A 22,020-nucleotide genomic window follows, 5' to 3' on the forward strand; every position below is an offset into this window, starting at 1 on the left:
CGTGAGCGACGACGCACCCGTCGCGCGGCCCGCGACGCGACGGGTCGTCGTCGCCGTCGCGGTGGTCGCCCTGCTCGCCGTCGCCTTCGCGATCGGCCGGTTCACGGCTTTCGGCGCGTCGGCGGCGCCGACCACGCCCTCGACCGTCTCCGCCGACGCGGGTTTCGCGCGCGACATGCAGGTGCACCACACACAGGCGGTGCTCATGGCGATGGAGATCTACCGCAAGACCTCCGACGACGAGCTGCGCACCCTGTCGCACGACATCGCCACGACGCAGGCGGGCCAGCGCGGTGAGATGTTCGGCTGGCTCGTGCAGTGGGGCCTTCCGCAGGCGTCGTCACAGCCGCTCATGCAGTGGATGGTCGCCTCGAGCGCCCACAGCCACGGTGACACCTCGGCCCTCTCGCAGGACGAGCTGCTCGCCCAGATGGGCATGGCCTCGGATGCCGAGCTCGACGAGCTTCGCACGCTCGAGGGACAGCCCGCCGACTGCCTGTTCCTCGAGCTCATGATCCGCCATCACCAGGGCGCGATCCCGATGGCCGAAGCCGTGATCGAGCTCGGGAACGACGCGCGCGTGAAGGACGTCGCGCAGACGATCGTCGCCGGCCAGTCGGCCGAGATCGACGCGATGCGCGACATCCAGTCGCGTCTGGCCTGCGCCGGCTGAGAACCTCCGCGAACGCCGAAGGGCGTGGCATCCGATCTCCGGATGCCACGCCCTTCGCGGTCGTGCGGGGTGTCAGCCCTTCGTCGCGCCCGCGAGGAGCCCGCGGACGAAGAACCGCTGCAGCAGGAAGAACACGATCAGCGGGACCAGGATCGAGATGAACGTTCCCGCCGATTGGAGGAACCACTGGTCGCCCCACGTTCCCGACAGCGAGTTCAGCGATTGCGTCAGTGGGAGCGACGACGATGGCGCGAAGATCGTCGCGACCAGCAGGTCGTTCCACACCCAGATGAACTCCAGCACCGCGAACGAGGCCAGCGCGGGAGCCGCGAGCGGCAGGATCAGGCGGAAGAACACCTGACCGTGTCCGGCACCGTCGACGCGAGCCGCCTCGATGACCTCGTGCGGGATCTCGGCGATGAAGTTGTGCAGGAGGAAGATCGCCAGCGGCATCGCGAAGATGACGTGGGCGATCCACACCGTGGCGAAGCTGTGCTCCACCCCGCGCAGGTCGAACCCGGGGAAGATCGTCACCTCGTTGATCGTCAGACCACGGGAGAACAGGCTCAGCAGCGGGACGAGGGCCATCTGCAGCGGCACGATCTGGAGCGCGAAGATGAAGATGAAGAAGAAGTTGCGGCCCTTGAAGTCGATCCACGCGAAGGCGTAGGCGATCAACGACGCGATCGCGAGGGCGAACAGCACCACCGGGATCGTGATGGCCAGCGAGTTCAAGAACGACGCGGCCAGCGTCAGGGCGGTCCCGCCCGAGGTCAGCGCGAGACGGTAGTTCTCGAGCGTGAACGACGGGTCGGTGAACACCGTCCACCATCCGGTGGACTGCGTGTCCGAACCGGGACGGAACGACGTGATGAACAGGCCGAACGTCGGGATGGTCCAGAAGAACGCGATCGCGATCGCGGCGATCGTGGCGCCCTTCGACGTGAGGCGCTTGCGCGCCATCGCCTCGTGGCGACGGGTGTCCCGGGCGACCTGACGAGCCGAACGATTGTCTGACGTGGGCTCGAGCACGACGGTGGAGGTCGTCATCGCACTTCCCTCTGCTTCCGGATCTGGCGCACGTTGAAGATGATCAGCGGCAGGACGAACAGGAACAGCACCACGGCCAGCGCTGCGGAGTGCCCGTAGCTCTGGAACCGCTGCTGCTGGTTGACCATCTCGAAGGCGAGGACGGTGGAGTCGTTGCGTCCACCGGTCATGACCGCGACGATGTCGTAGATCTTCAGCGCGCCGATCGCGATCGTGGTGAGAACCACGATGAGCGACGAACGGATGCCGGGGATCGTGACGTTGATGAAGCGCTGCCACGCGTTGGCGCCGTCCAGCTCCGCCGCTTCGTTCTGCTCCGGCGGCACCGCCTTGATCGCGGCGGACAGGATGACCATGGCCAGACCCGTCTGGCTCCAGATGAACACGACGACCAGGAGCAGGGTGTTGACGAGCGGGGTGGCCGCGAGCCACGACACCGGCTGTCCGCCCAGTCCCGTCACGATGGCGTTGAGGACACCGATCTGGTCGCCCTGGCGGAAGTCGTAGACGAACTTCCAGATGATGCCCGCGCCGACGAACGAGATGGCGAACGGCATGAAGATGAGCACCTTGAGGTACTTCTCCCCGGCCGCCCGGTCGATGAACACCGCGTAAGCCAGACCGATCGCCGTGGCGAAGGTGGGGGCAAGGAGCACCCAGATGAGGGTGTTGATGACCGACCAGAAGCCCTCGGGGTTCGTGAAGGTCCAGATGTAGTTCTCAAGGCCGACGAAGTTCTCGCCGGTCTTGTCCAGGAACGACTGCACGAGGGTGGAGATGGCCGGGTAGACCAGACCCATCAGCAGGAGGATCGACGCGGGTGCGGCGAACAGGATGAGCTGGAACAGGTAGCCGGCGCCCTGGCGGGAGCGGTAGTCGGCGTAGAAGAGCACGCCGCCGAGGATCACGGCGATGGCGAGGACGTAGATGACCGCGTTCTGGTACGGGCGCAGCAGCATGAAGGCCAGGACCGGGATCGCGAAGCACGCGACCAGTCGCAGCCAGAAGTACCCCCTGCCCGAGCGCGGCGCGTACTCGATGAGCAGCAGCAGCAGTCCCACGACCGCGCCGAAGGCGACGAGCACGATCGGGATCTGCACGAGCGGGTTCATCTCGCCCAGCGTCTTGAAGAAGCTGTTCAGCGAGAAGCCGATGGTCGTGGGCTTGGTCTCGGCCGGCGCCCGCGTCACCATGAACAGGAAAAGTGCCACCGCGGCGATGAGCGCGATGACGACGACCGTGACGGTCGTCCGGTGCCTCCGTGCGAGATCGCGCGGCACCGACTCGGCGTCCGCTCGTCCGCGTCGGGGAGATGCCGCCGGGGGCTTCTCCGCCTGGCTGGTCTGGGTCATGACTTCCCTCCCGAACACGCCCTCGTGCTCATCGGTGGACGGGCCGGCTCAGCGGCACCGTGATGGGGGTTACGGTACCGGTGGGCCGCCCGCCGAAGCGGACGGCCCACCGGTCAGGCGGTTCGGATCAGTTGTTGTAACCGGCCTGGATGTCGCTCAGCACCGTGTCGGTCGGCGTGCCGTCGATCCAGCTCACCATGCCCTTCCAGAACGAGCCCGCGCCGACGGTAGCCGGCATCAGGTCGGAGGCGTCGAAGCGCAGCGTCGTCTTCGGGTCCTGCAGCGTCTTCATCGCCTCGGTGAGGAACTCGCTGGAGGCGAGCGACGGGTCCGCACCCTTGTTGGCCGAGATCACGCCGCCGAGCTTGACGCGGGCGTCCGCGAACTCGGGAGTCGACATGAACTCGACGACCTTCTGGACGTTCGCGTCGTCGGAGAAGGACGCGACGAATTCGCCGCCACCCTCGACCGCGAGTTCGCCTTCCTTCACACCCGGGAGCAGGAACGCGTACACGTCACCGTCGGGCGCGATGGTCGGGGTCTCGCCCGCGGCGGTCTTCACCGTGAGGAAGTTCGCGGAGAGGAACGACGCCTGGTGGGTCATCGGGCAGCTGCCGTCGGCGACCTTGGCGGCGACGTCGGCAAAGGCCGTCGAGTTGATGCTTTTGACGTCACCGAAGCCGGCGTTGACGTACGCCGGGTTCAGGAGGATCTCCCCCACCGCGTCGAAGGCCTGCTTGATCTGCGGGTCGGTGAACTTGACCTCGTTGGCCACCCACTGGTCGTAGACCTCGGGGCCGGACTGGCGCAGGACCATGTCCTCGACCCAGTCGGTTCCGGGCCAGCCGGAGGCGGCGTCGGACGCGAAGCCCGCGCACCACGGGGCGGCGCCGGTCTTCTGCTGGATCGTCTGAGTCAGGGTCAGGAGCTCGTCGAAGGTCTTGGGGACCTGGACGCCCCACTCGGCGAACTTGGTCGGCGAATACCAGACGTAGCCCTTGAGGTTGGCGAGCATCGGGGCGGCGTAGAAGGTGCCGTCCTCGGTGCCGTACGACTTCCAGTCCTCGCCCCAGTACTCGTCGACGTTGGCGGAGACGGCGTCGGACGCCTTCTGGACCTCGCCCGTACCGATGAGGGTCTTGAGAAGACCGGGCTGCGGGACGATGGCGATGTCGGGGGCGTCGCCACCGGACACCTTGGTCACGATGTTGCCCTCGAAGCTCTTGTCGCCGGTGTAGACGACCTTGATGCCGGTGTCCTTCGTGAACTGGTCGAAGCTTTGGTTCAGCGCGTCGGCCTCGGTGCCGGTGATACCGCCGGAGATGCGAACGGTGGTGGTGCCCTCCGAGCCACTGCCGGATCCGCCCGAGTCGCCCTCGGCGCAGCCGGCGAGCGCGATGGCACCGACCGCCAGCAGACCGACGGGGGCCAGCAGGCGATACCGCTGTGACATGCCCATGTGATTTCTCCTCTTTGAGTTCTGTGCTGCACCGGAACCCGTCGGGAACCGATTCCAGATCACCGTAAGCGACAACGACCCCCAGCGCAATACAGTTTGATCACGACTCAGTAACTGGCGGATTTGCGGGCGAATTCCGCGCGGAGACGTGAAGGAACCGGTTCCAGATTCTGAGATTGTCGGATACTCTTCATGACGTCGACACCGACGTCGAAAGACCCTTCGAGGAAGACGGCTCATGAGCGGAATCGCCGATGTGGCACGCCTGGCAGGCGTGTCGAAGTCGACGGCGAGCAGGGCGCTGACCGGCGGCGGATACGTCTCCGACGACACCCGTCGACGCGTCACGGACGCCGCGGCATCCCTGGGCTACGTCCCGTCCACGAGTGCCGTGAGCCTGGCGACGGGACGCACGCGCACGGTCGCGCTGATCGTGCCCAAGGTCAACCGGTGGTACTTCGGGGCGATCATCGAGGGCGTCGAGCGCTCGCTCATCTCGCAGGGCTACGACGTCACCCTGTACGTCGCCGAGCCCGGGTCGCGAGATCGCGAGAGCCTGTACGCGACCTACCTCGCCCGCAAGAGGTTCGACGGGATCATCGCCGTCGCCCTCGAGCCCGGCGACACCGATCTGGAACGCCTCCTCGCGATCGACAAGCCGACCGTGTGCATCGGCAATCCCCTGCAGGGCATCCCGACCCTGGGCCTGGACAACATCGGGATCACGCGCATCACGACGCAGCATCTCATCGCGTTGGGCCACACCGATATCGCGTTCGTCGGCAGCACGCCCCCGACCGATGCACCGGCGCGCGACGTCGACGAGCGCTCGATCGGGTACCGCAACGCGATGAACGACAGTGGGCTCGCGGTGCGCATCCGCAACGTCCCCTCGACGCTGACGATCACCGACGCCTACGCCGCAGCGGCATCCTTCCTCGCCGACGCCGCCTCGCGCCCCACCGGCGTGGTCGCGGCGTGCGACGAGGTGGCGGTCGGGGTGATCATCGCGGCCCGCCGGATGGGCATCTCGGTGCCCACCGAGCTGAGCGTCGTGGGCATCGACGGCCACGACTACGCCGAGATGTTCGCCCTGACGACCGTCGAGCAGTACCCGGAGGCCCAGGGGGTCGAGGCCACCCGCCTGCTGTTGTCGATGCTCGAGGGAGCGCAGCCCCCGCAGCGGTCGCTCGCGGCCACCCGCTTGGTCGTGCGGGCCTCGACCGCTCCCCCGCGCGCGATGTGAGACGACGGGCAGGCTGCGTTGCCGCGCGCTCGCTCCCCTCTCAGCAGCAACGCTGGTGGCAGGAGCGGTCCCGCAGCGACCAGCCGCCGAGGTCCTGAGGGGCGTCTCCCGTGTTGTAGGGCTGGACGAAGGTCCGGTTGCAGGTGGGCTCGGCGCTACCGCCCCTGACCTGCGTCTCGGCGATCACCGCCTGGGGGTCGTCGACCGCGAAGACGCGTGCGGCGCGAGTCGGCCCCGCGGAGCGCCTGTCCCTGTCTCACCCGCGCCGAACCGGGCGCCATCCCCCGGAGACGACGAAGGCCCGGATGCCGTGGCATCCGGGCCTTCGTGTACCGCGAAGGTGAACTGAATTACTTCAGGGTCACCGAAGCGCCGGCCTCCTCGAGGGCAGCCTTCGCCTTCTCGGCGGTCTCCTTGTTCGCGCCCTCGAGCACGGCCTTGGGGGCACCGTCGACGACGGCCTTGGCCTCGCCGAGGCCGAGCGAGGTGAGCTCGCGGACGACCTTGATGACCTGGATCTTCTTGTCGCCGGCGGCCTCGAGGACGACGTCGAACGAGTCCTTCTCCTCGACCTCTTCGGCGGGGGCGCCACCGGCGGGGCCGCCTGCGGCCACGGCCACGGGGGCGGCGGCGGTGACGTCGAACGTCTCCTCGAACGCCTTCACGAACTCGGAGAGCTCGATGAGGGTGAGCTCCTTGAACGCGTCGAGCAGCTCTTCGGTGCTGAGCTTAGCCATTGTGTTTCTCCTTGATCGGGATTGTCAGCCGGGCCGGGTCAGGCCGCGGTGTCCTGCTTCTCGCGCAGCGCGTCGACCGTGCGAACGGCCTTCGACGGAAGCGCCTGGAAGACGTATGCCGCCTTGGTCATCGTCGCCTTCATCGCACCGGCGAGCTTCGCCAGCAGGACTTCACGGCTCTCGAGATCGGCGAGCTTGTTGACCTCATCCGCGGTCAGTGCAGCGCCATCGAAGTAGCCGCCCTTCACCACGAGCTGAGGGTTAGCCTTGGCGAAGGCACGCAGGCCCTTCGCGACGGCGACGGGGTCGCCGTGCACGAACGCGATGGCAGACGGGCCCTTGAGCTCGTCGTCCAGTCCCGTGACCCCCGCGTTTGCCGCGGCGATCTTGGTCAGCGTGTTCTTCACCACGGCGTACTCCGCGTCCTGACGGATGTCGTTGCGCAGCTGCTTGAGCTGGGCAACCGTCAGACCGCGGTACTCGGTCAGCAGAACGGCGGTCGAGTTCTCGAAGTGCTTCGTGAGCTCGGCGACCGATGCATCCTTCTGCGCCATGGCCACTCCTTGTGTGTACGAGGCGCTCCGCGGAAGCGGGGCGCCAGCCGAAGACACCGCGCGGCGGCAAAAAAGAAGAGCTCCGGCGCAGGCGCACGGAGCTCGGATTCCCGATTGGGAGGAGTTTCATGTCACCTGCGCAGGTCCTCTGCCTTTCGGCAGACGCTTCGATCGGGTGCGAGCACTCCGATGACCGGCGGTCTTTGGCTTGCCCTCACTCTACCAACCCACCACTCTCCTCGCCAAATCCGCCCCGCCCCACCCCGCCCGCCCCGTCCCGGCGGCGCCCAGATCACGTGATGTGGCGGAACGCACCCGAAATTGCGCACCACCCCGCGTGCAGTCGACAAGATCACGTGATCTGGACGTCCTCCGGCAGCCTCGTCACCGCGGAAGCGGAACACCGAAGGCCTCGAGGCGCGCCCGAAGTGCGACGGGGGTGGCGATATCGCGCCAGCCGCCACGGGTGAAACGCCACTGCGTGACCCCCCGGATCCAGTCCTCCCGCCGCTTCTCATCGAGCAGAACGTCCTCGAGCGTCCGCCCGTCCGTCGACGCGGCGTACTTCCCTTCGCCGTCGAACTCCCAGAAGGTGCGACTCTCGGGGAGGCCGATGTCGACGAAGTACTCGCGGCGGCCCGGTCCGTCGACGCGAACCTGAAGCTCGAAGTCGCGAAATCCAAGGCGCGCGAGCTGGACACGACTGACACTCTCGCCGGGAAGTTGCGCGCGCCCATCGGCGAATCGCAGCACCCGTCGGGCACGCACGACGCCTCGCCGCCCGGGTGACGCCACCGCACGCCCGAGCAGACGCTCACGCCATCGATCTTGGGCATCGGAGTCGAAATCCCGACCGCAGAGCGCCTCTCTGCGGGCTGCAGCATCGGCACAGCTCACCCCCACGTCGACCGAACATGTGCGGGCGACATCGAAGACGGTACGGTCCGCAGAAGTGCAGCGGATACCGCTGACCTCGACCACGTCGTCATCCGGCAACCGGTCCGAGTGACGGCGGAGGCCTGCTCGGCCGGACATCCGCACGTCTCCGATCGTGGTCGTCTCGACGGGGGCGTCCGCCAGATACGGCTGCGCCAGTCCATGCAGGACGGCCGCTGAGCGATGGGACATCACCGCCGCCCCACCTGTCATGCCGAGATGAGCTGCGACAACCCGGACCAAGTGCCGGCCATCGGGCCACAGATCGTCGAGCGCGTCCGCATATACGTACGCGTCACGGTGCAGCCGGACGAGGGAGCCGTCACGAACGGCTGCACGCAGGGCTGCCACCGACCCGTCGAGATCCAGCAGCTGTTCCCGTGAGCGGACGAGGGCCCGAGCATTTTCTATCCCGATATGACGTGGCATCCCCCCAGGTTTCCCACCGCACCCCACCCGCGTCTCCCGCCGCGACCGCTTCTGTGGATGACGCCCGCTGTGGAGGAGCCGTCCCTGTTCGACCAGATCACGTGATCTGGCGGAACGTACCCGCAATGACCGCCCATAACGGGCAACCTCGACCAGATCACGTGATCTGGCGGCCCCCGCGCGTCCACCCCGGCGACGGGATGCCGACGCGCCGGGAGGCCCGACCGGGACCCCCGCGCGACGGGGTTAGGGTCGAACGCATGTCCCCCGAGCTCGTCGCGTCGCGCAGCGCCGACCTCGAGGCGCGGATCGTCGCCGATTCCCGCGACCGGGTCGCGTGGATCCGCGCGCGCTCGCGGGGAATCACGGCGACGGACGTCGCGACGCTCACCAGCGCGAACGCGATCCCCCGGGCAGCGGATGCCAAGCTCCTCGGCTCGAACTTCTCGGGCAACGCCTACACGGCCCACGGCCGTCGGCGCGAGCCCGAGATCGCCGCGTGGGTCGCCGCGACGCACGGCATCCAGCCCTCGTCGGCGCTGTATCACGCGGTCGTCGAGAAGCGGCACCTCGCCACCCCCGACGGCGTCGTGGTCGACGCGGAGGGGCGCATCGTCCTGGCCGAGATCAAGACGACGAACAAGGCGTGGCGGTCCATTCCCCGCACCTACTTGCGGCAGGTGTGGTGGCAGCAGCACGTCCTCGGCGCCGAGCGGACGCTCGTGACGTGGGAGCAGCACGACGGTTTCATCCCCGTCGGCGACGAGCCCCGGTGCCAGTGGGTGGACCGCGACGAGAAAGAGATCGCGACGCTCGTGCGCCTGGCCACCTCGCTCATCGACGAGCTGTATCGACGCACCACCGCGGGACGCGCACCGGCTCCGCGCCCTGAGCCGACGGAGAGGTATAGGGCTCTGGCGCTCCTCGAGGGATAGTTGACCAAAATCAAACATTCGGCGTATAGTTGATCTTCGTCAACTAACGCGCCGATGTCGTCGCGGCATCCTTCTTCCTCCCCTGGAGAGCTCCGCATGACCGCTTCCCTCCCCGAGACCGCCGCACCGCGGCGCGTCCTCCCGGCCCTCATCGGGCTGCTGCTCGGCATGTTCGTGTCGATGCTGGCCTCGACCGTCGTCTCGACGTCGCTGCCCGTCATCGTCCACGATCTGTCCGGCGATCAGAACGCCTACACCTGGGTCATCACCGCGACCCTGCTGACCACCGCGATCTCCACCCCCATCTGGGGCAAGCTCGCGGACCTGTTCAACCGCAAACTGCTGATCCAGATCGCGATCGTCCTGTTCGTGCTCGCGACGGCCGCCGCCGGCTTCTCGCAGAACACCGACACGCTCATCGCCTTCCGCGCCGTGCAGGGCCTGGGCGCCGGTGGCCTCGCCGCGCTCAGCCAGGTGATCATGGCCGACATCATCAGCCCGCGCGAACGCGGCCGGTACATGGGTCTGTTCGGTGCCGTCATGGCCGTCGCCACCGTGGGCGGCCCGCTGCTCGGCGGCGTCATCACCGATGCCTTCGGCTGGCGCTTCAACTTCTTCGTCGCTCTCCCCTTCGCGGTCGCCGCCCTGTTCATCCAGCAGCGCACCCTGCACCTGCCCCCGCGCGCCAAGCGCACCGTGAAGATCGACTACCTCGGCATCGTCCTGCTCTCGACCGCCGTGTCGCTGCTGCTGATCTGGGTCACCAACGCCGGGCGCTCGTTCGACTGGGCCAGCACCGAGACCCTCCTGATGGTCGGGGGCGCGGTCCTCGCCACGATTCTGTTCATCGTGGTCGAGTTGCGCTCCGCCGAGCCGCTCGTCCCGCTCACCCTTTTCCGGGATGCCACCTTCACCCTCGCCACGATCGCCTCGATCGCCACCGGACTGGCCATGTTCGGCACGTCGGTGTTCCTCAGCCAGTACATGCAGATGGCGCGCGGTGCGACGCCCACCCAGGCGGGCGTCATGACGATCCCGATGATCGCGGGGCTCCTCCTGGCATCCGTCATCGTCGGTGCGCTCATCACGCGCTTCGGACACTGGAAGCCGTTCCTCATCGCCGGCGGGGTTCTGCTGATCGCGGGGACGTTCCTGCTGTCGACGATCCACTACGACACCAACTTCGCCCTCGTCTCGCTCTACATGTTCCTGCTCGGCGCCGGCGTCGGCATGACGATGCAGAACCTCGTGCTGATCGTGCAGAACACGGCGGATCCGACCCGGATGGGTGCGGCCAGCTCCGGCGTGACGTTCTTCCGGAGCCTCGGCGGCACCATCGGCGTCTCGGTGATGGGCGCCGTGCTCGCCAGCACCGCCACCGGCCTGTTCACCGACCGCGCGGCCGACCTGCAGTCCGCCCTCGCCGGTCTCGGCGCGGCCGGAGCCCCGGTGGCCCAGGCCCTGCAGTCGGGCACGATCCCGCAGGTGTCGAGCCTGCCCGACACCGTCCGGGTGATCGTCGAGGACGTCTACGCGCAGTCCATCGCCCACGCGTTCCTCATCGCGGTCCCGGTCGCGGTCGTGAGCCTCATCGCGATCCTGTTCCTCCCCAACCGTCCGCTGAACCGCATGACGACCGCCGAGCGCGTCGCCGCGAGCGAAGCCGACCTGGCCACTGTGTCGGTCCCGGCCGGCATGGCGACCCTGTCCACCACCGGAACCGTGACGACCGTGGATGCCACGTCCCGCCGCCGTGCGCGTTCGGATGCCCCGATGGGAGAGGATGGGTGACGTGACTCCCGCAAACGACGCCGAGCGGCAGGCCGCCGTGCAAGCCCTCGAATCGTCGTTCTCGGAGCTGATGACCGTGTTCCGCCGCTTCGTCGCCGACGCGGCGGAACGGGTCAGCCCGGGGATGCTCCCCGCGACGTTCAAGGCCCTGTCGGTGGTGAGCCGGTTCGGCCCGATGACGCTGTCCGCCCTGGCCGAGCGGCTCGCCGCCGACAAGGGATTCCTCAGCCGAGCCATCAGCGAACTCGAGGAGATGGGGCTAGTCGCCCGCACCCCCGACCCGAACGACCGACGCTCCCGCCTCATCACCGTCACCGATCTCGGGCACGAGCGGTTGAGCGAAGCGCGGGCACCGCACCAGGGCCGCCTCTACGAGGCGCTCGCGGACTGGTCGGTCGACGAGATCGGTCACCTGTCGACGATGCTGCACGCCCTCGCCGTCGGCGAGATCCCCGGCCGCCGCTGAGCGCGTCGGCCCTCGTTCGCCGTGACGCGACACGGTGACCGAGGTGTAACACCGTCGAGACAATGGCGCTGTTGACTGAGGGGGTCGAGGCGGAGCCGCCGTCGACGTCACCCCCGAGGAGGAACGCCCGATGAGATTCCGATCGACGCGTCCCGAGGCGGCCGTCCACACACCGCCCCCACCCCTTCCCGAGACCATGCGCGCCGTGGTCCTCGATGCCCCCGGCGACGCCGATGCCCTCCACGGCGCCATCGTCCCGGTCCCGACTCCGATCATGAGCGAGGTGCTCGTGCGCATCGTCGCCGCCGGCATCAACCCGATCGACGCCAAGACCCGCGCCGGCCGCGGGGTTGCCGGGGCGATCACCGCGTGGCCCGCGACCCTCGGCTACGACTTCAGCGGCATCGTCGTCGCCGCCCCCTACGGATCGCACCCGTTCCCTCCCGGCACCGAGGTGTTCGGGATGACGCCGACCCCGCGCACTCCGGGCACGTACGCCGAGTACACGGTCGTTCCCTCGCTCTCGATCGCGCGCAAGCCCACGTCGCTGTCGCACGTCGAAGCCGCGGGCGTGCCTTTGGCCGCGCTGACCGCGTGGGGTGTCGTCGTCGAGACCGCGCTCGCCCACGAGGGCCAGCGGATCCTCATCCACGCCGGAAGCGGCGGCGTGGGGCACTTCGCCGTGCAGTTCGCCGCCTACTTCGGCGCGCACGTCATCGCGACGGGGTCGCCGCGCAACCTCGACTGGCTGCGCGAACTCGGCGCGGCCGAAGTCGTCGACCACACGACGGAGCGGTTCGAGGAGGTCGTCGCGCCCGTCGACGTGGTCGTCGACCTCGTCGGGAACGTCGCGGACGACACCGGAACGCGCTCGCTCGACGTCCTCCGCCCGGGCGGGCTGCTCATCGAAGTGCCCACCGGCGCGTGGCCCGAGTTCCGCGAGGCCGCGTCAGCGCGCGGCATCCGCTCGACCGCGTACAAGGTCGTCCCCGACGGGGGCGCCCTGGCCACGGTCGGACGTCTGCTCGACTCGGGTGCCGTGCGGGTGTTCGTCGACCGCGTCTTCGACCTCGACGAGGCCGCTTCCGCCCACCGCGAGCTGGAGAAGGGCCACACGCGCGGCAAGATCGTCCTGCGCGTCAGTGACGACTGATCACACCCGGAGGACCCGACGCCCCTCGGCCACGACCTCCTCGGCGACCTCGTCCAGCAGTGGCGAGGTCAGATTCCACTGCTGCCAGAACAGCGGCACGTCCACGGGGTCGCCGCCGAGCCGGACGAGCGCGCCCGTCCGCGCCCCCTCCGTGGATGGGAAGCCGGGCAGCAGCCCCCACCCGAGCCCCAGCTCGATCGCCGTGGCGAAGTCCTGTGACGCGGGGACCCGGTGCCGCGGCGGCTCGCCCGCGGGAACGCCCCGCCCGCTGAGCCAGCGGCTCTGCAGATCGTCGCGGTGGTCGAAGTCCACGACCGGCGCCGCCGACAGCGCCGCGGCGTCCACTCCGTCGGCGAACCAGCGCTCGGCGAAACCGGCCGCGGCCACCGCCTCGTACCGCAGGATGCCGAGCCCTCGCACACGGCATCCCGCCACGGGCACGTCGCGCGACGTGACGGCGGCCATCACCGCGCCGGTCTCCAGAAGGCCCGCCGTGAAGTCCTGATCGTCGCGGTGCAGGTCGAACACCACGGGGCGTCGAGCCGCCACGCGGGCCAGCGGCGGCAGGAACCAGGTTGCGAGCGAATCGGCGTTGACGGCGAGCGGGACGGATGCCACAGCTCCGCCCTCCGCGCCGATCGCGGTCAGGGCGTCGTGCTCGAGCAGGGCGAGTTGACGGGCCAGCCGCACGACGGCATCCCCTGCCGGAGTGGTGCGAACGGGCTTGGACCGGATGAGCACGACGCGACCGAGCTGGTCCTCGAGGGCACGCAGCCGCTGGCTGACGGCCGACGGAGTGATGTGGAGGCGCCGGGCCGCGGCATCCAGAGTGCCTTCGTCGACGACCGTCGCGAGGGTCCGGGCGAGGTCCAGCGGGATCGACATGAAGCGATGCTAATGCTCGGGCAGAATTCTGAACTGTACGTGATGTCAGTCGGGGCCTACCGTCGGACCGTGCTCTCCTCCCTCGCCGCCGGCTTCGGGCTGGGCCTGTCGCTCATCGTCGCCATCGGTGCCCAGAACCTCTTCGTCCTGCGCCAGGGGGTGCGACGCGAGCACGTGCTCGCGGTGGTCGCGGTCTGCGCGGTATCCGACGCGGTGCTCATCGCCCTCGGCGTCTCGGGTATCGGCGCGATCGTGACCGCGGTGCCGTGGCTTCTGGACGTCGTGCGCTGGGCGGGAGCGGCGTTCCTCGTCGGGTACGGCATCCTCGCCGCGCGGCGCGCCCTGCGCCCGTCGGGCGAGGTGCTGCGGGTGGAGACGGCCGGTCCGGCGGCGGCGGGCGCGGTGTGCACGACCGTGCGGACGCACTCGGCGACGACGACCCGGGCCGCGGCGGTGCTCACGTGCCTCGCCCTGACGTGGCTCAACCCGCACGTCTACCTCGACACGGTGTTCCTGCTCGGCTCCGTCGCCGCCACGCACGGCGACGCGCGCGGCGTGTTCGGGGTGGGCGCGGCCGCCGCGAGCGTGGTGTGGTTCGCCGCGCTCGGCTTCGGCTCGAGATACCTGGGCCAGTGGCTGGACTCTCCCCGCGCCTGGCGCGTGCTGGACGCGGCGATCGCCTTGGTGATGTGGGCGCTGGCCTTCTCGCTCGTCCTCCCCGTGTTCACCGGCTGAGGGCACAATGGGGTCATGCGAACCGTCGAGATCACCGTCCACGGGCACGTGCAGGGTGTCGGGTTCCGCTGGGCGATGCGCGCCGAGGCCACGCAGCGCGGTGTCGCCGGCTGGGTCCGCAACAGACGCGATGGCGGCGTCCAGGCCCGCGTGAGCGGAACGCCGGAGAGCATCGACGAGATGCTCGCGTGGGCGCAGCACGGTCCGCCGCTCGCGCGTGTCGAGCGCGTCGAGACGGTCGACGTCGACGGCGCGGAGGCGGCCACCGGTTTCGAGATCCGCGAGACGGTCTAGGCCGATACGCCGGCCGAAGGCGACGGGAGCCCCGCCCGCAGCTCGGCGAGCACCTCGGTCGCGTCGTCGAGACGGGCGAGGCCCGACGCCTGCCCGGCCCATAGCGACAGCAGCTCCCCGTCGCCGGCCGCGGCGGCCGCAGCCCGGAAGATCCCGGTGAGCCAGTTCTGCGCGGGGAAGGGCGCGATCGCGTCGGCGTCCTCGATCTCGCGCACCGCACGGTTCGGGATGCCACGCGCGAGCCGTCCGCTCATGGCCCGCGTCAGCACGGTGTCGGTGTCCGCCGCCGCTGCCAGTGCCGCTCGGTGGGCCGCGGTTGCGGCCGACTGCCGCGTGCGGAGGAACGCGGTACCGACCTGCACGCCGTCGGCGCCGAGCGCGAGAGCGGCGGCCACGCCTCGCCGGTCGGCGATGCCACCCGCGGCGATCACCGGCACGGATACGGCGTCCGCGACCTGCGGCACGAGGGCGAACGTTCCCACGAGCGAGTCCGCGGCATCGCGCAGGAAGGAGACGCGGTGGCCGGCGGCCTCCATCCCGGTCGCCACCACCGCATCCACCCCGGCCTGCTCCAGCGCGACGGCCTCGGCGACCGACGTGGCGGTGCCGATGAGACGGATGCCGTGTCGTCTCGCGCGCGCGACGGTCGCGGCATCCGGGATCCCGTAGACGACGCTCAGTGCGTCCGGCCGCGCGGCGAAGACCGCGTCGAGCTGGTCGGCGATCGGGGGCAGGAACGCCGCGGGAGGGTCGGGCCGCGGGGCCCCCGCCGCGCGGAAGAGTGGCTCCATGGCATCCATGATCGGCGCGAGATCGACCTCGGGCGGAGACACTTCATCGCCCCGCGGCCACCACAGGTTCACCGCCACCGGGCGATCCGTCGCGGCGCGCAGACGCTCGATCGTCTCGACGATCCGGTCCGGCGCGTAGCCGTACAGGCCGAACGAGCCGAGTCCGCCGCCCGCGCTGACCGCCGCGGTCAGTTCCACGGACGACAGACCGCCGAAGGGACCGAGCACGAGGGGAACGTCGATCCCCAGGAGGTCGGTGAGCCGCGCCACGATCAGTCCAGCGGCCGCAGGATACGGTCGAGGAACCGCCGTGTGCGCTCCTTCTCGGGGTTCGTGAACAGGGCCTCGGGCGCCCCGCGCTCGACGATGACACCCTCGTCGAAGAACAGGACCTCGTCGGCGACTTCGCGGGCGAAGGCCAGTTCGTGCGTGACGATGACCATGGTCCACCCGTCGTCGGCGAGCCCGCGGAGCACTTTGAGCACCTCGCCCACGAGCTCCGGATCCAGCGCGCTGGTCGGCTCGTCGAAGAGCAGCAGGTCGGGCTGCAGGGCCAGGGCACGCACGATGCCCACGCGCTGCTGCTGCCCGCCCGAGAGCTCGAAGGGATAGGCATCCCGCTTTTCAGCCAGCCCCACGCGCTCCAGCAACGCCTCGGCTCGGGCGATCGCCTCGGCCTTGGGGACACCGTGCGCGTGCACCGGTCCCTCGATCACGTTCTGGATCACCGTGAGATGCGGGAAGAGGTTGTGGTGCTGGAACACCATCGCGGACCAGTCGCGCATCGCGGCCCGCTCGGTCTTGGACGCTCCCCCGGCGAGGTCGATCGACGGGCCGCCGTCGAACTCGACGCGACCCGCGTCGGCGGTCTCCAGGCCGTTCAGGCAGCGCAGCACCGTCGTCTTGCCCGACCCCGACGGACCGATCAGGACGAGCACTTCGCCGCGGCCGACCTCGAGGTCGACGCCGTCCAGCACCCGGTTGGCGCCGAAGCTCTTCTGCAGCCCGCTCACGCGCAGCAGGGGGGCCGAGACCGACCCCGGCGGCGGGGTGAGGGGATCGTCAGTGTGCGACATGGCGATCGAGCCTCCTCTCGAGCACACCCTGCCCCGCCGACAGGACGAGGCAGAACAACCAGTAGATCAGGGCCGCTTCGAGATAGATCGCCATGAACTCGTACGAGAACGCGGCGATGTTCTGCGCCTGTCGGAACAGCTCGGTGACGAGGATGAGGGATGCCAGAGAGCTGTCCTTCACGAGCGAGATGAACGTGTTCGACAGCGGCGGGACCGAGACGCGGGCGGCCTGCGGGAGGATGATGCGCGTCAGCGTCTTGCGGGGCGAGAGACCCACGACGTGCGCCGCCTCCCACTGCCCGCGGGGGACGGAGAGGATCGCGGCCCGGATGACCTCCGCGGCGTAGCCACCGACGTTCAGCGAGAAGGCGATGACCGCGGCGGGGAACGGGTCGATGACGACCCCCACAGCCGGCAACCCGTAGAAGATCACGAACAGCTGCACCAGCAGCGGCGTCCCGCGAATGACCGAGATGTAGAACCGCGCGACGCCGCGCAGCACCACGTTGCGCGAGAGCCGCAGCAACGCCATGCCGAGCGCGATGACGAGCCCGATGGCGAACGACGCCAGCGACAGCGGGATCGTGCCTCGCAGCCCTGCCAGCACCATGGGCCAGAACGAATCGAGCAGCAGCGTCCAGATGTCGTTCACTCGGCCTCCTTCCTGTCGCGAACGCGGCACGCCCGCCCTCCCACGCTAGGCGGGAGGCGCGGGCGCGCGACGGGGGTTTACTTCGTGACGTCGGCGCCGAAGTACTTCTGGCTGATCTCGGCGAGAGTGCCGTCGGCGCGGAGCTCATCGAGCGCGCCGTCGATGGCATCCGTCAGGGCCTGCTTGTCCTTCGTGGTCGCGAACGCACTGTCGGACGTCTCGTCGGTCTCCGCCGCGATCTTCAGGCCCGTCGGGCTGTTCGTCTTCTCGTAGTCGAGGTAGGTCAGCTGGTCGTTGATCGTGGCATCCACACGACCCTGCGTGAGGAGTGCGACGGCCTGCGCCCAGCCCTCGACGGCCTCGACCTGGGCGCCGCTCTGCGTCGCCAGCGCGTACCAGTTGCTCGTCAGCGACTGCGCGGTGGTCTTACCCGACAGGTCGGCGAAGCTCGAGATCGAGGAGTCGCCCTCGGTGGTCACCACGACACCGCGCGACACGGTGTACGGCGCGCTGAAGAGATACTTCTCCTGGCGCTCGGGGTTGATCGACACCTGGTTCGCGATGACGTCGAAGCGTCCGGCATCCAGGCCCGCGAAGATGGCATCCCACTGCGTCTCCTGGAAGCGGACCTTCAGGCCCAGCTTGTCGGCGACGGCCTGGGCGATCTCGACGTCGTAGCCGGTGAGCGCACCCGACTCATCGTGGAATGAGAAGGGACGGTACGTGCCCTCGGTGGCCACGGTCAGCGTGCCGCCCGAGACGAGACCGAACTCGTCGCCCTGCTCGGCCGAACCGGACGTGGAGCCGCCGCTGCACGCCGTGAGCGTGAGAGCGAGGGCGCCGAGGGCGGCGGCGAGGACGGGAAGACGACGACGGGGCATAGCTGTTCCTTGCGTGTGATGCGGATGGTTCCGGGGCGGGGGCGCGATGAGCGCCCTCCAGCTGAACACGGCCGTCGGCGGCATCCTTCCCGGATGACGCTGTGTTGCACGTTCGTGCAGCGGCGCGGCCGCCCACGCGAAAGCCCCGCCGGCACGGGGCGCGACGGGGCTTTCGGCGACGAACGTCAGGCGATGGAGTTGACGTCCAGCGGGATGCCGGGACCGAAGGTGGTCGAGACGGCGCCCTTCTGGATGTAACGGCCCTTCGAGCTGGACGGCTTGAGGCGGACGATCTCCTCGAGCGCGGCCTTCAGGTTCTCGTCGAGCTGCTCGGCCGAGAACGAGGCCTTGCCGACGACGAAGTGCACGTTGGCGTGCTTGTCGACGCGGAACTCGATCTTTCCGCCCTTGATCTCCTCGACGGCCTTGGCCGGGTTGGGGGTCACGGTGCCGGTCTTGGGGTTGGGCATGAGGCCACGGGGGCCCAGCACCTTACCCAGTCGACCGACCTGGCCCATGAGCTCGGGCGTGGCGACGGCGGCGTCGAACGACGTGTAGCCGGCGGCGACCTTCTCGATGAGCTCGGTGCCGCCGACCTCGTCGGCACCGGCGGCGAGGGCCGCCTCGGCCGCGGGGCCGTTGGCGAAGACGATGACGCGAGCGGTCTTACCCGTGCCGTGGGGCAGGATGACCGTGCCGCGGACCATCTGGTCGGCCTTGCGGGGGTCGACGGAGAGCTTCAGCGCGACCTCGACGGTCGAGTCGAACTTCTTCGAGCCGGTCTCCTTGGCCAGGGCGACGGCCTCGGTGGGGGTGTAGAACGTGTCGGGCGCGACCTTCTCGGCGGCGGCCCGGTATGCCTTGGACTTGGTAGCCATGATTATCTCCCTCAGTCCTCGACCGTGATGCCCATGGAACGGGCGGTGCCGGCGATGATCTTGGCCGCGGCCTCGATGTCGTTCGCGTTCAGGTCGGGCTGCTTCGTGGTGGCGATCTCGCGAACCTGGTCCTTGGTGAGCTTGCCCACCTTGACCGTGTGGGGCGTCGCGGAGCCCTTCTGCAGGCCGGCGGCCTTCTTGATGAGCTCGGCGGCCGGGGGCGTCTTCAGGATGAACGTGAAGCTGCGGTCCTCGTACACCGTGATCTCGACGGGGATCACGTTGCCGCGCTGCGACTCGGTCGCGGCGTTATAGGCCTTGCAGAACTCCATGATGTTGACGCCGTGCTGACCGAGCGCGGGGCCGATCGGCGGCGCCGGGTTGGCGGCGCCGGCGTTGATCTGGAGCTTGATCAGGCCGGTCACCTTCTTCTTGGGTGCCATATCCTCTTCCTCTCCTCGAGGGGATGCCTGCTGGCATCCTCTCTCCCGCACGTCCGGCCGTTCCGGACAGCGGTCGCGCCCGCGCGATGCACGAGCAACCTCCCCATCATACGCGACGCCGCGGCATCCGCGCTCCCCCGCCCGCCCCGCGAGTGCCCCGGTCGCCCTGCGCGTCCGCAGACCAGCAATAAACGCTCCGGCGAGTGAGAAACGCCGGCTCATGCCGTGTCCCACTCGGGCGGGCGTTTATCGCGGCGATATTCACAACCGGGATGCCACCGGCCCACGCCACCACGAGAGGAATGCGAGCCTCGGGCGATGACCTTCTCCGCCCCGGGCTTGCGCACCATGACTCCCGTCCCTCCCCCGGCGCCCCTCATCCGCGCCGACGATGCCGCCGCCGCGGGCGCCTACCCGTCTGCCGATCGCGCGCTCATCCGCATCCGTCCCGCCGTGTACACCGAGCGTGCGCTGTGGGACGCGCTCCCCGAATGGGACCGGTATCTCCTTCGCGTCCACGCCTACGCGCTGATCCGTCCGCGGGCGATCTTCTCGCACGAGTCCGCAGCTGCGCTGCTGGGGCTCCCCCTGTTCGGTCAGCCCTGCGATGTGCACGTCTTCGACCCCCGCCGTCCACGATCGCTGCGGTTCGGCGACGTCGCGGTGCACACGAGCGCGGACGCGCGCGCGTTCTGGGACGGCCCCCTGCGCACCACCACCGCGGTCGACACGGTCATCGATCTTGCTCGGACTCTGCCTCCGGCGTTCGGACTCGCGGTCGCCGACGCTGCGGCGCGCCGCTTCGCCGTCACGACGGAAGCCCTCAGCCTCGAGGCCGCGAGACAACGCAACGTGCGAGGACGCCGGCGCCTCGAGTGGACGACGGAGCGGCTCGACCCGCGGGCAGAGTCGGTTGCCGAGTCGATCAGCCGTGCGGTGGCGGAGTGGTGCGGGTTCCCCGCCCCTGTTCTCCAAGCCGAGCACCCCGTGGGCGGCCGACGATATCGCTCCGACCTGTGCTGGCCGGATCACCGCGTCATCGGTGAATGCGACGGCTGGTCGAAGTACGGCGCCGGCGCGAACGCCGCGGGTGCCGTTCGCGACGAGAAACTCCGCGAGGACGCGCTTCGGAGAGCCGGATGGCGCGTCGCTCGGTGGGACTACGCCGGGGCACTCCGTGTGGACGGCCTGCGCACGGCGCTGGAGTCCGCCGGTCTCCCGCGGATTCGCCCGCAGGACTCCGCCCATCTGGCGACGCTCCGTCGAAACCCTCGATCCATCGATAAACGGGGCGGCGAGTGAGAAACGGTGGCGGATGCTGTGTGTCACTCAGGGGAGCGTTTATCCCGAGGGGGACCGACACGCGGAACGCCCCGCGCGGCACAGGCCGGGCGGGGCGTTCGCGAAAGACGCCGAAGGCGTCAGATCATCTTGGTGACCTGGTCGAACGACAGCTCGACAGGGGTCTCGCGCTCGAAGAGCGACACGAGCACCGTGAGCTTGCCGCTCTCGGGCTTGATCTCGCTGATCGTGCCGGGAAGACCCGCGAACGAGCCCTCCTTGATCGTGATGGTCTCGCCGGTCTCGAAGTCGACCTCGGCGGGGATGACGCGCTGCGCGGTGGGGGCACCCTTGGCGGCGCCGCCCTTCGCGGGTGCGGACTCCTTGACCTCGACGAGGCTCTTGAGCATGTTGAACGCCTCGTCGAAGCGCAGCGGCGTCGGGTTGTGAGCGTTACCCACGAAGCCGGTGACACCGGGGGTATGACGCACGACCGACCAGGTGTCTTCGTTGAGATCCATGCGCACGAGCACGTAGCCCGGGATGCGCACGCGCGTGACCATCTTGCGCTGGCCGTTCTTGATCTCGACGACGTCCTCCATCGGGACCTCGACCTGGTAGATGTCGTCCTCGACCTCGAGCGTCGACTTGCGCTGCTCGATGTTGGCCTTCACCTTGCGCTCGAAGCCGGCGTACGAGTGGATGACGTACCACTTGCCGGGGAGCGAGCGCAGCTCGGCGCGGAAGGCCTCGTAGGGATCGAGGTCCTCGTCGTCGGCGGAGTCCCCGTCGACCGGCGCCTCGGCGGCGTCCGCGGGGGACTCCGAAGCCTCGACCTCGTCGACGACGCTCGCCGCTCCGGCGACCTCGTCCACGAAGTCCTCGTCGAGCACGGGCTCGTCGGGCTCGCCGTTGATGTCGGGGCCGTCGTACGGGGTGACCTCGTCCGCGGCCTCGGCGGCGTCTTCGGCCGCCTCTTCGGCGAGGGAGTCGTTGAGGACCTCGGCGGCAGCCTCGGCTTCGCTGGTCTCGTCGATCTCGAGAGCGTCGTTCACGATCGCGTCCGCCTCCGGGTCGGTGATCTCGACGTCGCCGAGGTCGGCGACATCGTCGTTCTCGTCATCCACGATGTGGACGGCGTTGTGCTCGGCGGCGTCGGACGCGTGCTCCTGCGCGGCGAGCACGTTGCCCTCCTGGGCTTCGTCGTCCTCGCTCGACTGCTCGGCAGCCGTCGCCCAATCGGCGTCGTCGACATATCTTTCAGACACTGGTGATCTCTTCCGTTCTGGGGCGGCCGCTCGTGGGGCCGCGCGTCCGCCGAAG

The 22,020-nt window shown here is 69.2% G+C and carries 23 protein-coding genes; 9 read left to right on the forward strand and 14 right to left on the reverse strand.

What is annotated here, in order from left to right:
- Position 1: 1 nt before the first annotated feature.
- Positions 2–673 carry a DUF305 domain-containing protein gene (locus tag AC3E6M_RS11790; protein ID WP_490530005.1) on the forward strand — a complete coding sequence of 224 codons (672 nt, stop codon included), beginning with the start codon at positions 2–4 and terminating at the stop codon, positions 671–673.
- Between the two features lie 72 nt (positions 674–745).
- Here AC3E6M_RS11790 and AC3E6M_RS11795 read toward each other — a convergent pair whose 3' ends face one another.
- The 3 genes from AC3E6M_RS11795 to AC3E6M_RS11805 all read right to left on the reverse strand — a co-directional run bounded on the left by AC3E6M_RS11795 (position 746) and on the right by AC3E6M_RS11805 (position 4,534).
- On the reverse strand, positions 746–1,723 hold the full coding sequence (locus AC3E6M_RS11795) for a carbohydrate ABC transporter permease (protein ID WP_138177962.1): 978 nt from the start codon (positions 1,721–1,723) through the stop codon (positions 746–748).
- Positions 1,720–3,075, reverse strand: coding sequence for a carbohydrate ABC transporter permease (locus AC3E6M_RS11800; RefSeq protein WP_490530006.1), 1,356 nt, complete (start codon positions 3,073–3,075; stop codon positions 1,720–1,722). Before AC3E6M_RS11800 ends, AC3E6M_RS11795 begins: the two co-directional genes overlap by 4 nt.
- Positions 3,076–3,202: 127 nt before the next feature.
- The gene (locus AC3E6M_RS11805) at positions 3,203–4,534 is read right to left on the reverse strand and encodes an ABC transporter substrate-binding protein (RefSeq protein ID WP_138177964.1); all 1,332 of its coding nucleotides are present in this window, start codon (positions 4,532–4,534) and stop codon (positions 3,203–3,205) included.
- Between the two features lie 238 nt (positions 4,535–4,772).
- Between AC3E6M_RS11805 and AC3E6M_RS11810 the strand changes: the two genes are divergently transcribed.
- Entirely contained in the window at positions 4,773–5,780 is a 1,008-nt protein-coding gene (locus AC3E6M_RS11810) for a LacI family DNA-binding transcriptional regulator (protein ID WP_490530007.1), read from the forward strand.
- 350 nt (positions 5,781–6,130) lie between these two features.
- Here the strand turns inward: AC3E6M_RS11810 and rplL are convergent, their stop codons facing one another.
- From rplL to AC3E6M_RS11825, 3 genes are all read right to left on the reverse strand, one after another.
- Positions 6,131–6,517: a 50S ribosomal protein L7/L12 gene (gene rplL / locus AC3E6M_RS11815; RefSeq protein WP_490530008.1), complete on the reverse strand. Its 387-nt coding sequence runs from the start codon at positions 6,515–6,517 to the stop codon at positions 6,131–6,133.
- 38 nt (positions 6,518–6,555) lie between these two features.
- Positions 6,556–7,071: a 50S ribosomal protein L10 gene (rplJ, locus tag AC3E6M_RS11820; protein WP_138177968.1), complete on the reverse strand. Its 516-nt coding sequence runs from the start codon at positions 7,069–7,071 to the stop codon at positions 6,556–6,558.
- 384 nt (positions 7,072–7,455) lie between these two features.
- Complete coding sequence (locus tag AC3E6M_RS11825; protein ID WP_490530009.1) at positions 7,456–8,358, reverse strand: hypothetical protein; 903 nt, start codon at positions 8,356–8,358, stop codon at positions 7,456–7,458.
- A 338-nt stretch (positions 8,359–8,696) separates the two neighbouring features.
- Here AC3E6M_RS11825 and AC3E6M_RS11830 point away from each other — a divergent pair, with 338 nt between their 5' ends.
- From AC3E6M_RS11830 to AC3E6M_RS11845, 4 genes are all read left to right on the forward strand, one after another.
- Positions 8,697–9,371 carry a YqaJ viral recombinase family protein gene (locus AC3E6M_RS11830; RefSeq protein WP_490530010.1) on the forward strand — a complete coding sequence of 225 codons (675 nt, stop codon included), beginning with the start codon at positions 8,697–8,699 and terminating at the stop codon, positions 9,369–9,371.
- A 96-nt stretch (positions 9,372–9,467) separates the two neighbouring features.
- Positions 9,468–11,162: an MDR family MFS transporter gene (locus AC3E6M_RS11835; RefSeq protein ID WP_138177582.1), complete on the forward strand. Its 1,695-nt coding sequence runs from the start codon at positions 9,468–9,470 to the stop codon at positions 11,160–11,162.
- A 1-nt stretch (position 11,163) separates the two neighbouring features.
- Positions 11,164–11,628, forward strand: a complete 465-nt coding sequence (locus AC3E6M_RS11840; RefSeq protein WP_394529679.1) for a MarR family winged helix-turn-helix transcriptional regulator — start codon at positions 11,164–11,166, stop codon at positions 11,626–11,628.
- A gap of 130 nt (positions 11,629–11,758) precedes the next feature.
- Positions 11,759–12,781, forward strand: coding sequence for an NADP-dependent oxidoreductase (locus AC3E6M_RS11845; protein ID WP_490530011.1), 1,023 nt, complete (start codon positions 11,759–11,761; stop codon positions 12,779–12,781).
- On the opposite strand, the gene AC3E6M_RS11850 is transcribed toward AC3E6M_RS11845, so the two are convergent.
- Entirely contained in the window at positions 12,782–13,666 is an 885-nt protein-coding gene (locus tag AC3E6M_RS11850; RefSeq protein WP_490530013.1) for a LysR family transcriptional regulator ArgP, read from the reverse strand.
- 42 nt (positions 13,667–13,708) lie between these two features.
- On the opposite strand from AC3E6M_RS11850, the gene AC3E6M_RS11855 reads away from it, so the two are divergent.
- Both AC3E6M_RS11855 and AC3E6M_RS11860 read left to right on the forward strand, forming a co-directional pair.
- Complete coding sequence (locus tag AC3E6M_RS11855; RefSeq protein WP_490530014.1) at positions 13,709–14,401, forward strand: LysE/ArgO family amino acid transporter; 693 nt, start codon at positions 13,709–13,711, stop codon at positions 14,399–14,401.
- Between the two features lie 15 nt (positions 14,402–14,416).
- Complete coding sequence (locus tag AC3E6M_RS11860; RefSeq protein WP_490530015.1) at positions 14,417–14,695, forward strand: acylphosphatase; 279 nt, start codon at positions 14,417–14,419, stop codon at positions 14,693–14,695.
- On the opposite strand, the gene AC3E6M_RS11865 is transcribed toward AC3E6M_RS11860, so the two are convergent.
- The 6 genes from AC3E6M_RS11865 to rplK all read right to left on the reverse strand — a co-directional run bounded on the left by AC3E6M_RS11865 (position 14,692) and on the right by rplK (position 19,416).
- Positions 14,692–15,759 carry an NAD(P)H-dependent flavin oxidoreductase gene (locus AC3E6M_RS11865; RefSeq protein ID WP_138177602.1) on the reverse strand — a complete coding sequence of 356 codons (1,068 nt, stop codon included), beginning with the start codon at positions 15,757–15,759 and terminating at the stop codon, positions 14,692–14,694. The genes AC3E6M_RS11860 and AC3E6M_RS11865 overlap by 4 nt on opposite strands.
- On the reverse strand, positions 15,759–16,562 hold the full coding sequence (locus AC3E6M_RS11870; RefSeq protein WP_490530016.1) for an amino acid ABC transporter ATP-binding protein: 804 nt from the start codon (positions 16,560–16,562) through the stop codon (positions 15,759–15,761). Before AC3E6M_RS11870 ends, AC3E6M_RS11865 begins: the two co-directional genes overlap by 1 nt.
- The gene (locus AC3E6M_RS11875; RefSeq protein ID WP_490530077.1) at positions 16,549–17,172 is read right to left on the reverse strand and encodes an amino acid ABC transporter permease; all 624 of its coding nucleotides are present in this window, start codon (positions 17,170–17,172) and stop codon (positions 16,549–16,551) included. Before AC3E6M_RS11875 ends, AC3E6M_RS11870 begins: the two co-directional genes overlap by 14 nt.
- Before the next feature lie 119 nt (positions 17,173–17,291).
- Positions 17,292–18,095, reverse strand: coding sequence for an amino acid ABC transporter substrate-binding protein (locus AC3E6M_RS11880; protein WP_490530017.1), 804 nt, complete (start codon positions 18,093–18,095; stop codon positions 17,292–17,294).
- A 185-nt stretch (positions 18,096–18,280) separates the two neighbouring features.
- Complete coding sequence (gene rplA, locus AC3E6M_RS11885) at positions 18,281–18,973, reverse strand: 50S ribosomal protein L1 (RefSeq protein ID WP_138177599.1); 693 nt, start codon at positions 18,971–18,973, stop codon at positions 18,281–18,283.
- 11 nt (positions 18,974–18,984) lie between these two features.
- A complete protein-coding gene (gene rplK, locus AC3E6M_RS11890; protein ID WP_138177601.1) occupies positions 18,985–19,416 on the reverse strand; it encodes a 50S ribosomal protein L11 in 432 nt (143 codons plus the stop codon).
- Between the two features lie 318 nt (positions 19,417–19,734).
- Here rplK and AC3E6M_RS11895 point away from each other — a divergent pair, with 318 nt between their 5' ends.
- The gene (locus AC3E6M_RS11895; RefSeq protein WP_490530018.1) at positions 19,735–20,718 is read left to right on the forward strand and encodes a hypothetical protein; all 984 of its coding nucleotides are present in this window, start codon (positions 19,735–19,737) and stop codon (positions 20,716–20,718) included.
- Between the two features lie 119 nt (positions 20,719–20,837).
- Here AC3E6M_RS11895 and nusG read toward each other — a convergent pair whose 3' ends face one another.
- A complete protein-coding gene (gene nusG, locus AC3E6M_RS11900) occupies positions 20,838–21,965 on the reverse strand; it encodes a transcription termination/antitermination protein NusG (protein WP_490530019.1) in 1,128 nt (375 codons plus the stop codon).
- Between the last annotated feature and the right edge of the window lie 55 nt (positions 21,966–22,020).

Source organism: Microbacterium sp. SCPM-O-B-15248 (M128) (genome assembly GCF_058214835.1).

Excerpts from the sequence above, each read along its gene's own strand:
- AC3E6M_RS11805 (WP_138177964.1), bottom strand. The coding sequence starts at position 4,534 with ATGGGCATGTCACAGCGGTATCGCCTGCTGGCCCCCGTCGGTCTGCTG.
- AC3E6M_RS11845 (WP_490530011.1), top strand. The coding sequence starts at position 11,759 with ATGAGATTCCGATCGACGCGTCCCGAGGCGGCCGTCCACACACCGCCC.
- AC3E6M_RS11870 (WP_490530016.1), bottom strand. The coding sequence starts at position 16,562 with ATGTCGCACACTGACGATCCCCTCACCCCGCCGCCGGGGTCGGTCTCG.
- AC3E6M_RS11855 (WP_490530014.1), top strand. The coding sequence starts at position 13,709 with ATGTCAGTCGGGGCCTACCGTCGGACCGTGCTCTCCTCCCTCGCCGCC.
- AC3E6M_RS11800 (WP_490530006.1), bottom strand. The coding sequence starts at position 3,075 with ATGACCCAGACCAGCCAGGCGGAGAAGCCCCCGGCGGCATCTCCCCGA.
- rplL (WP_490530008.1), bottom strand. The coding sequence starts at position 6,517 with ATGGCTAAGCTCAGCACCGAAGAGCTGCTCGACGCGTTCAAGGAGCTC.
- AC3E6M_RS11795 (WP_138177962.1), bottom strand. The coding sequence starts at position 1,723 with ATGACGACCTCCACCGTCGTGCTCGAGCCCACGTCAGACAATCGTTCG.
- AC3E6M_RS11895 (WP_490530018.1), top strand. The coding sequence starts at position 19,735 with ATGACCTTCTCCGCCCCGGGCTTGCGCACCATGACTCCCGTCCCTCCC.
- AC3E6M_RS11880 (WP_490530017.1), bottom strand. The coding sequence starts at position 18,095 with ATGCCCCGTCGTCGTCTTCCCGTCCTCGCCGCCGCCCTCGGCGCCCTC.
- AC3E6M_RS11860 (WP_490530015.1), top strand. The coding sequence starts at position 14,417 with ATGCGAACCGTCGAGATCACCGTCCACGGGCACGTGCAGGGTGTCGGG.
- AC3E6M_RS11835 (WP_138177582.1), top strand. The coding sequence starts at position 9,468 with ATGACCGCTTCCCTCCCCGAGACCGCCGCACCGCGGCGCGTCCTCCCG.
- rplJ (WP_138177968.1), bottom strand. The coding sequence starts at position 7,071 with ATGGCGCAGAAGGATGCATCGGTCGCCGAGCTCACGAAGCACTTCGAG.
- rplK (WP_138177601.1), bottom strand. The coding sequence starts at position 19,416 with ATGGCACCCAAGAAGAAGGTGACCGGCCTGATCAAGCTCCAGATCAAC.
- rplA (WP_138177599.1), bottom strand. The coding sequence starts at position 18,973 with ATGGCTACCAAGTCCAAGGCATACCGGGCCGCCGCCGAGAAGGTCGCG.
- AC3E6M_RS11875 (WP_490530077.1), bottom strand. The coding sequence starts at position 17,172 with ATGGTGCTGGCAGGGCTGCGAGGCACGATCCCGCTGTCGCTGGCGTCG.
- AC3E6M_RS11830 (WP_490530010.1), top strand. The coding sequence starts at position 8,697 with ATGTCCCCCGAGCTCGTCGCGTCGCGCAGCGCCGACCTCGAGGCGCGG.
- AC3E6M_RS11810 (WP_490530007.1), top strand. The coding sequence starts at position 4,773 with ATGAGCGGAATCGCCGATGTGGCACGCCTGGCAGGCGTGTCGAAGTCG.
- AC3E6M_RS11850 (WP_490530013.1), bottom strand. The coding sequence starts at position 13,666 with ATGTCGATCCCGCTGGACCTCGCCCGGACCCTCGCGACGGTCGTCGAC.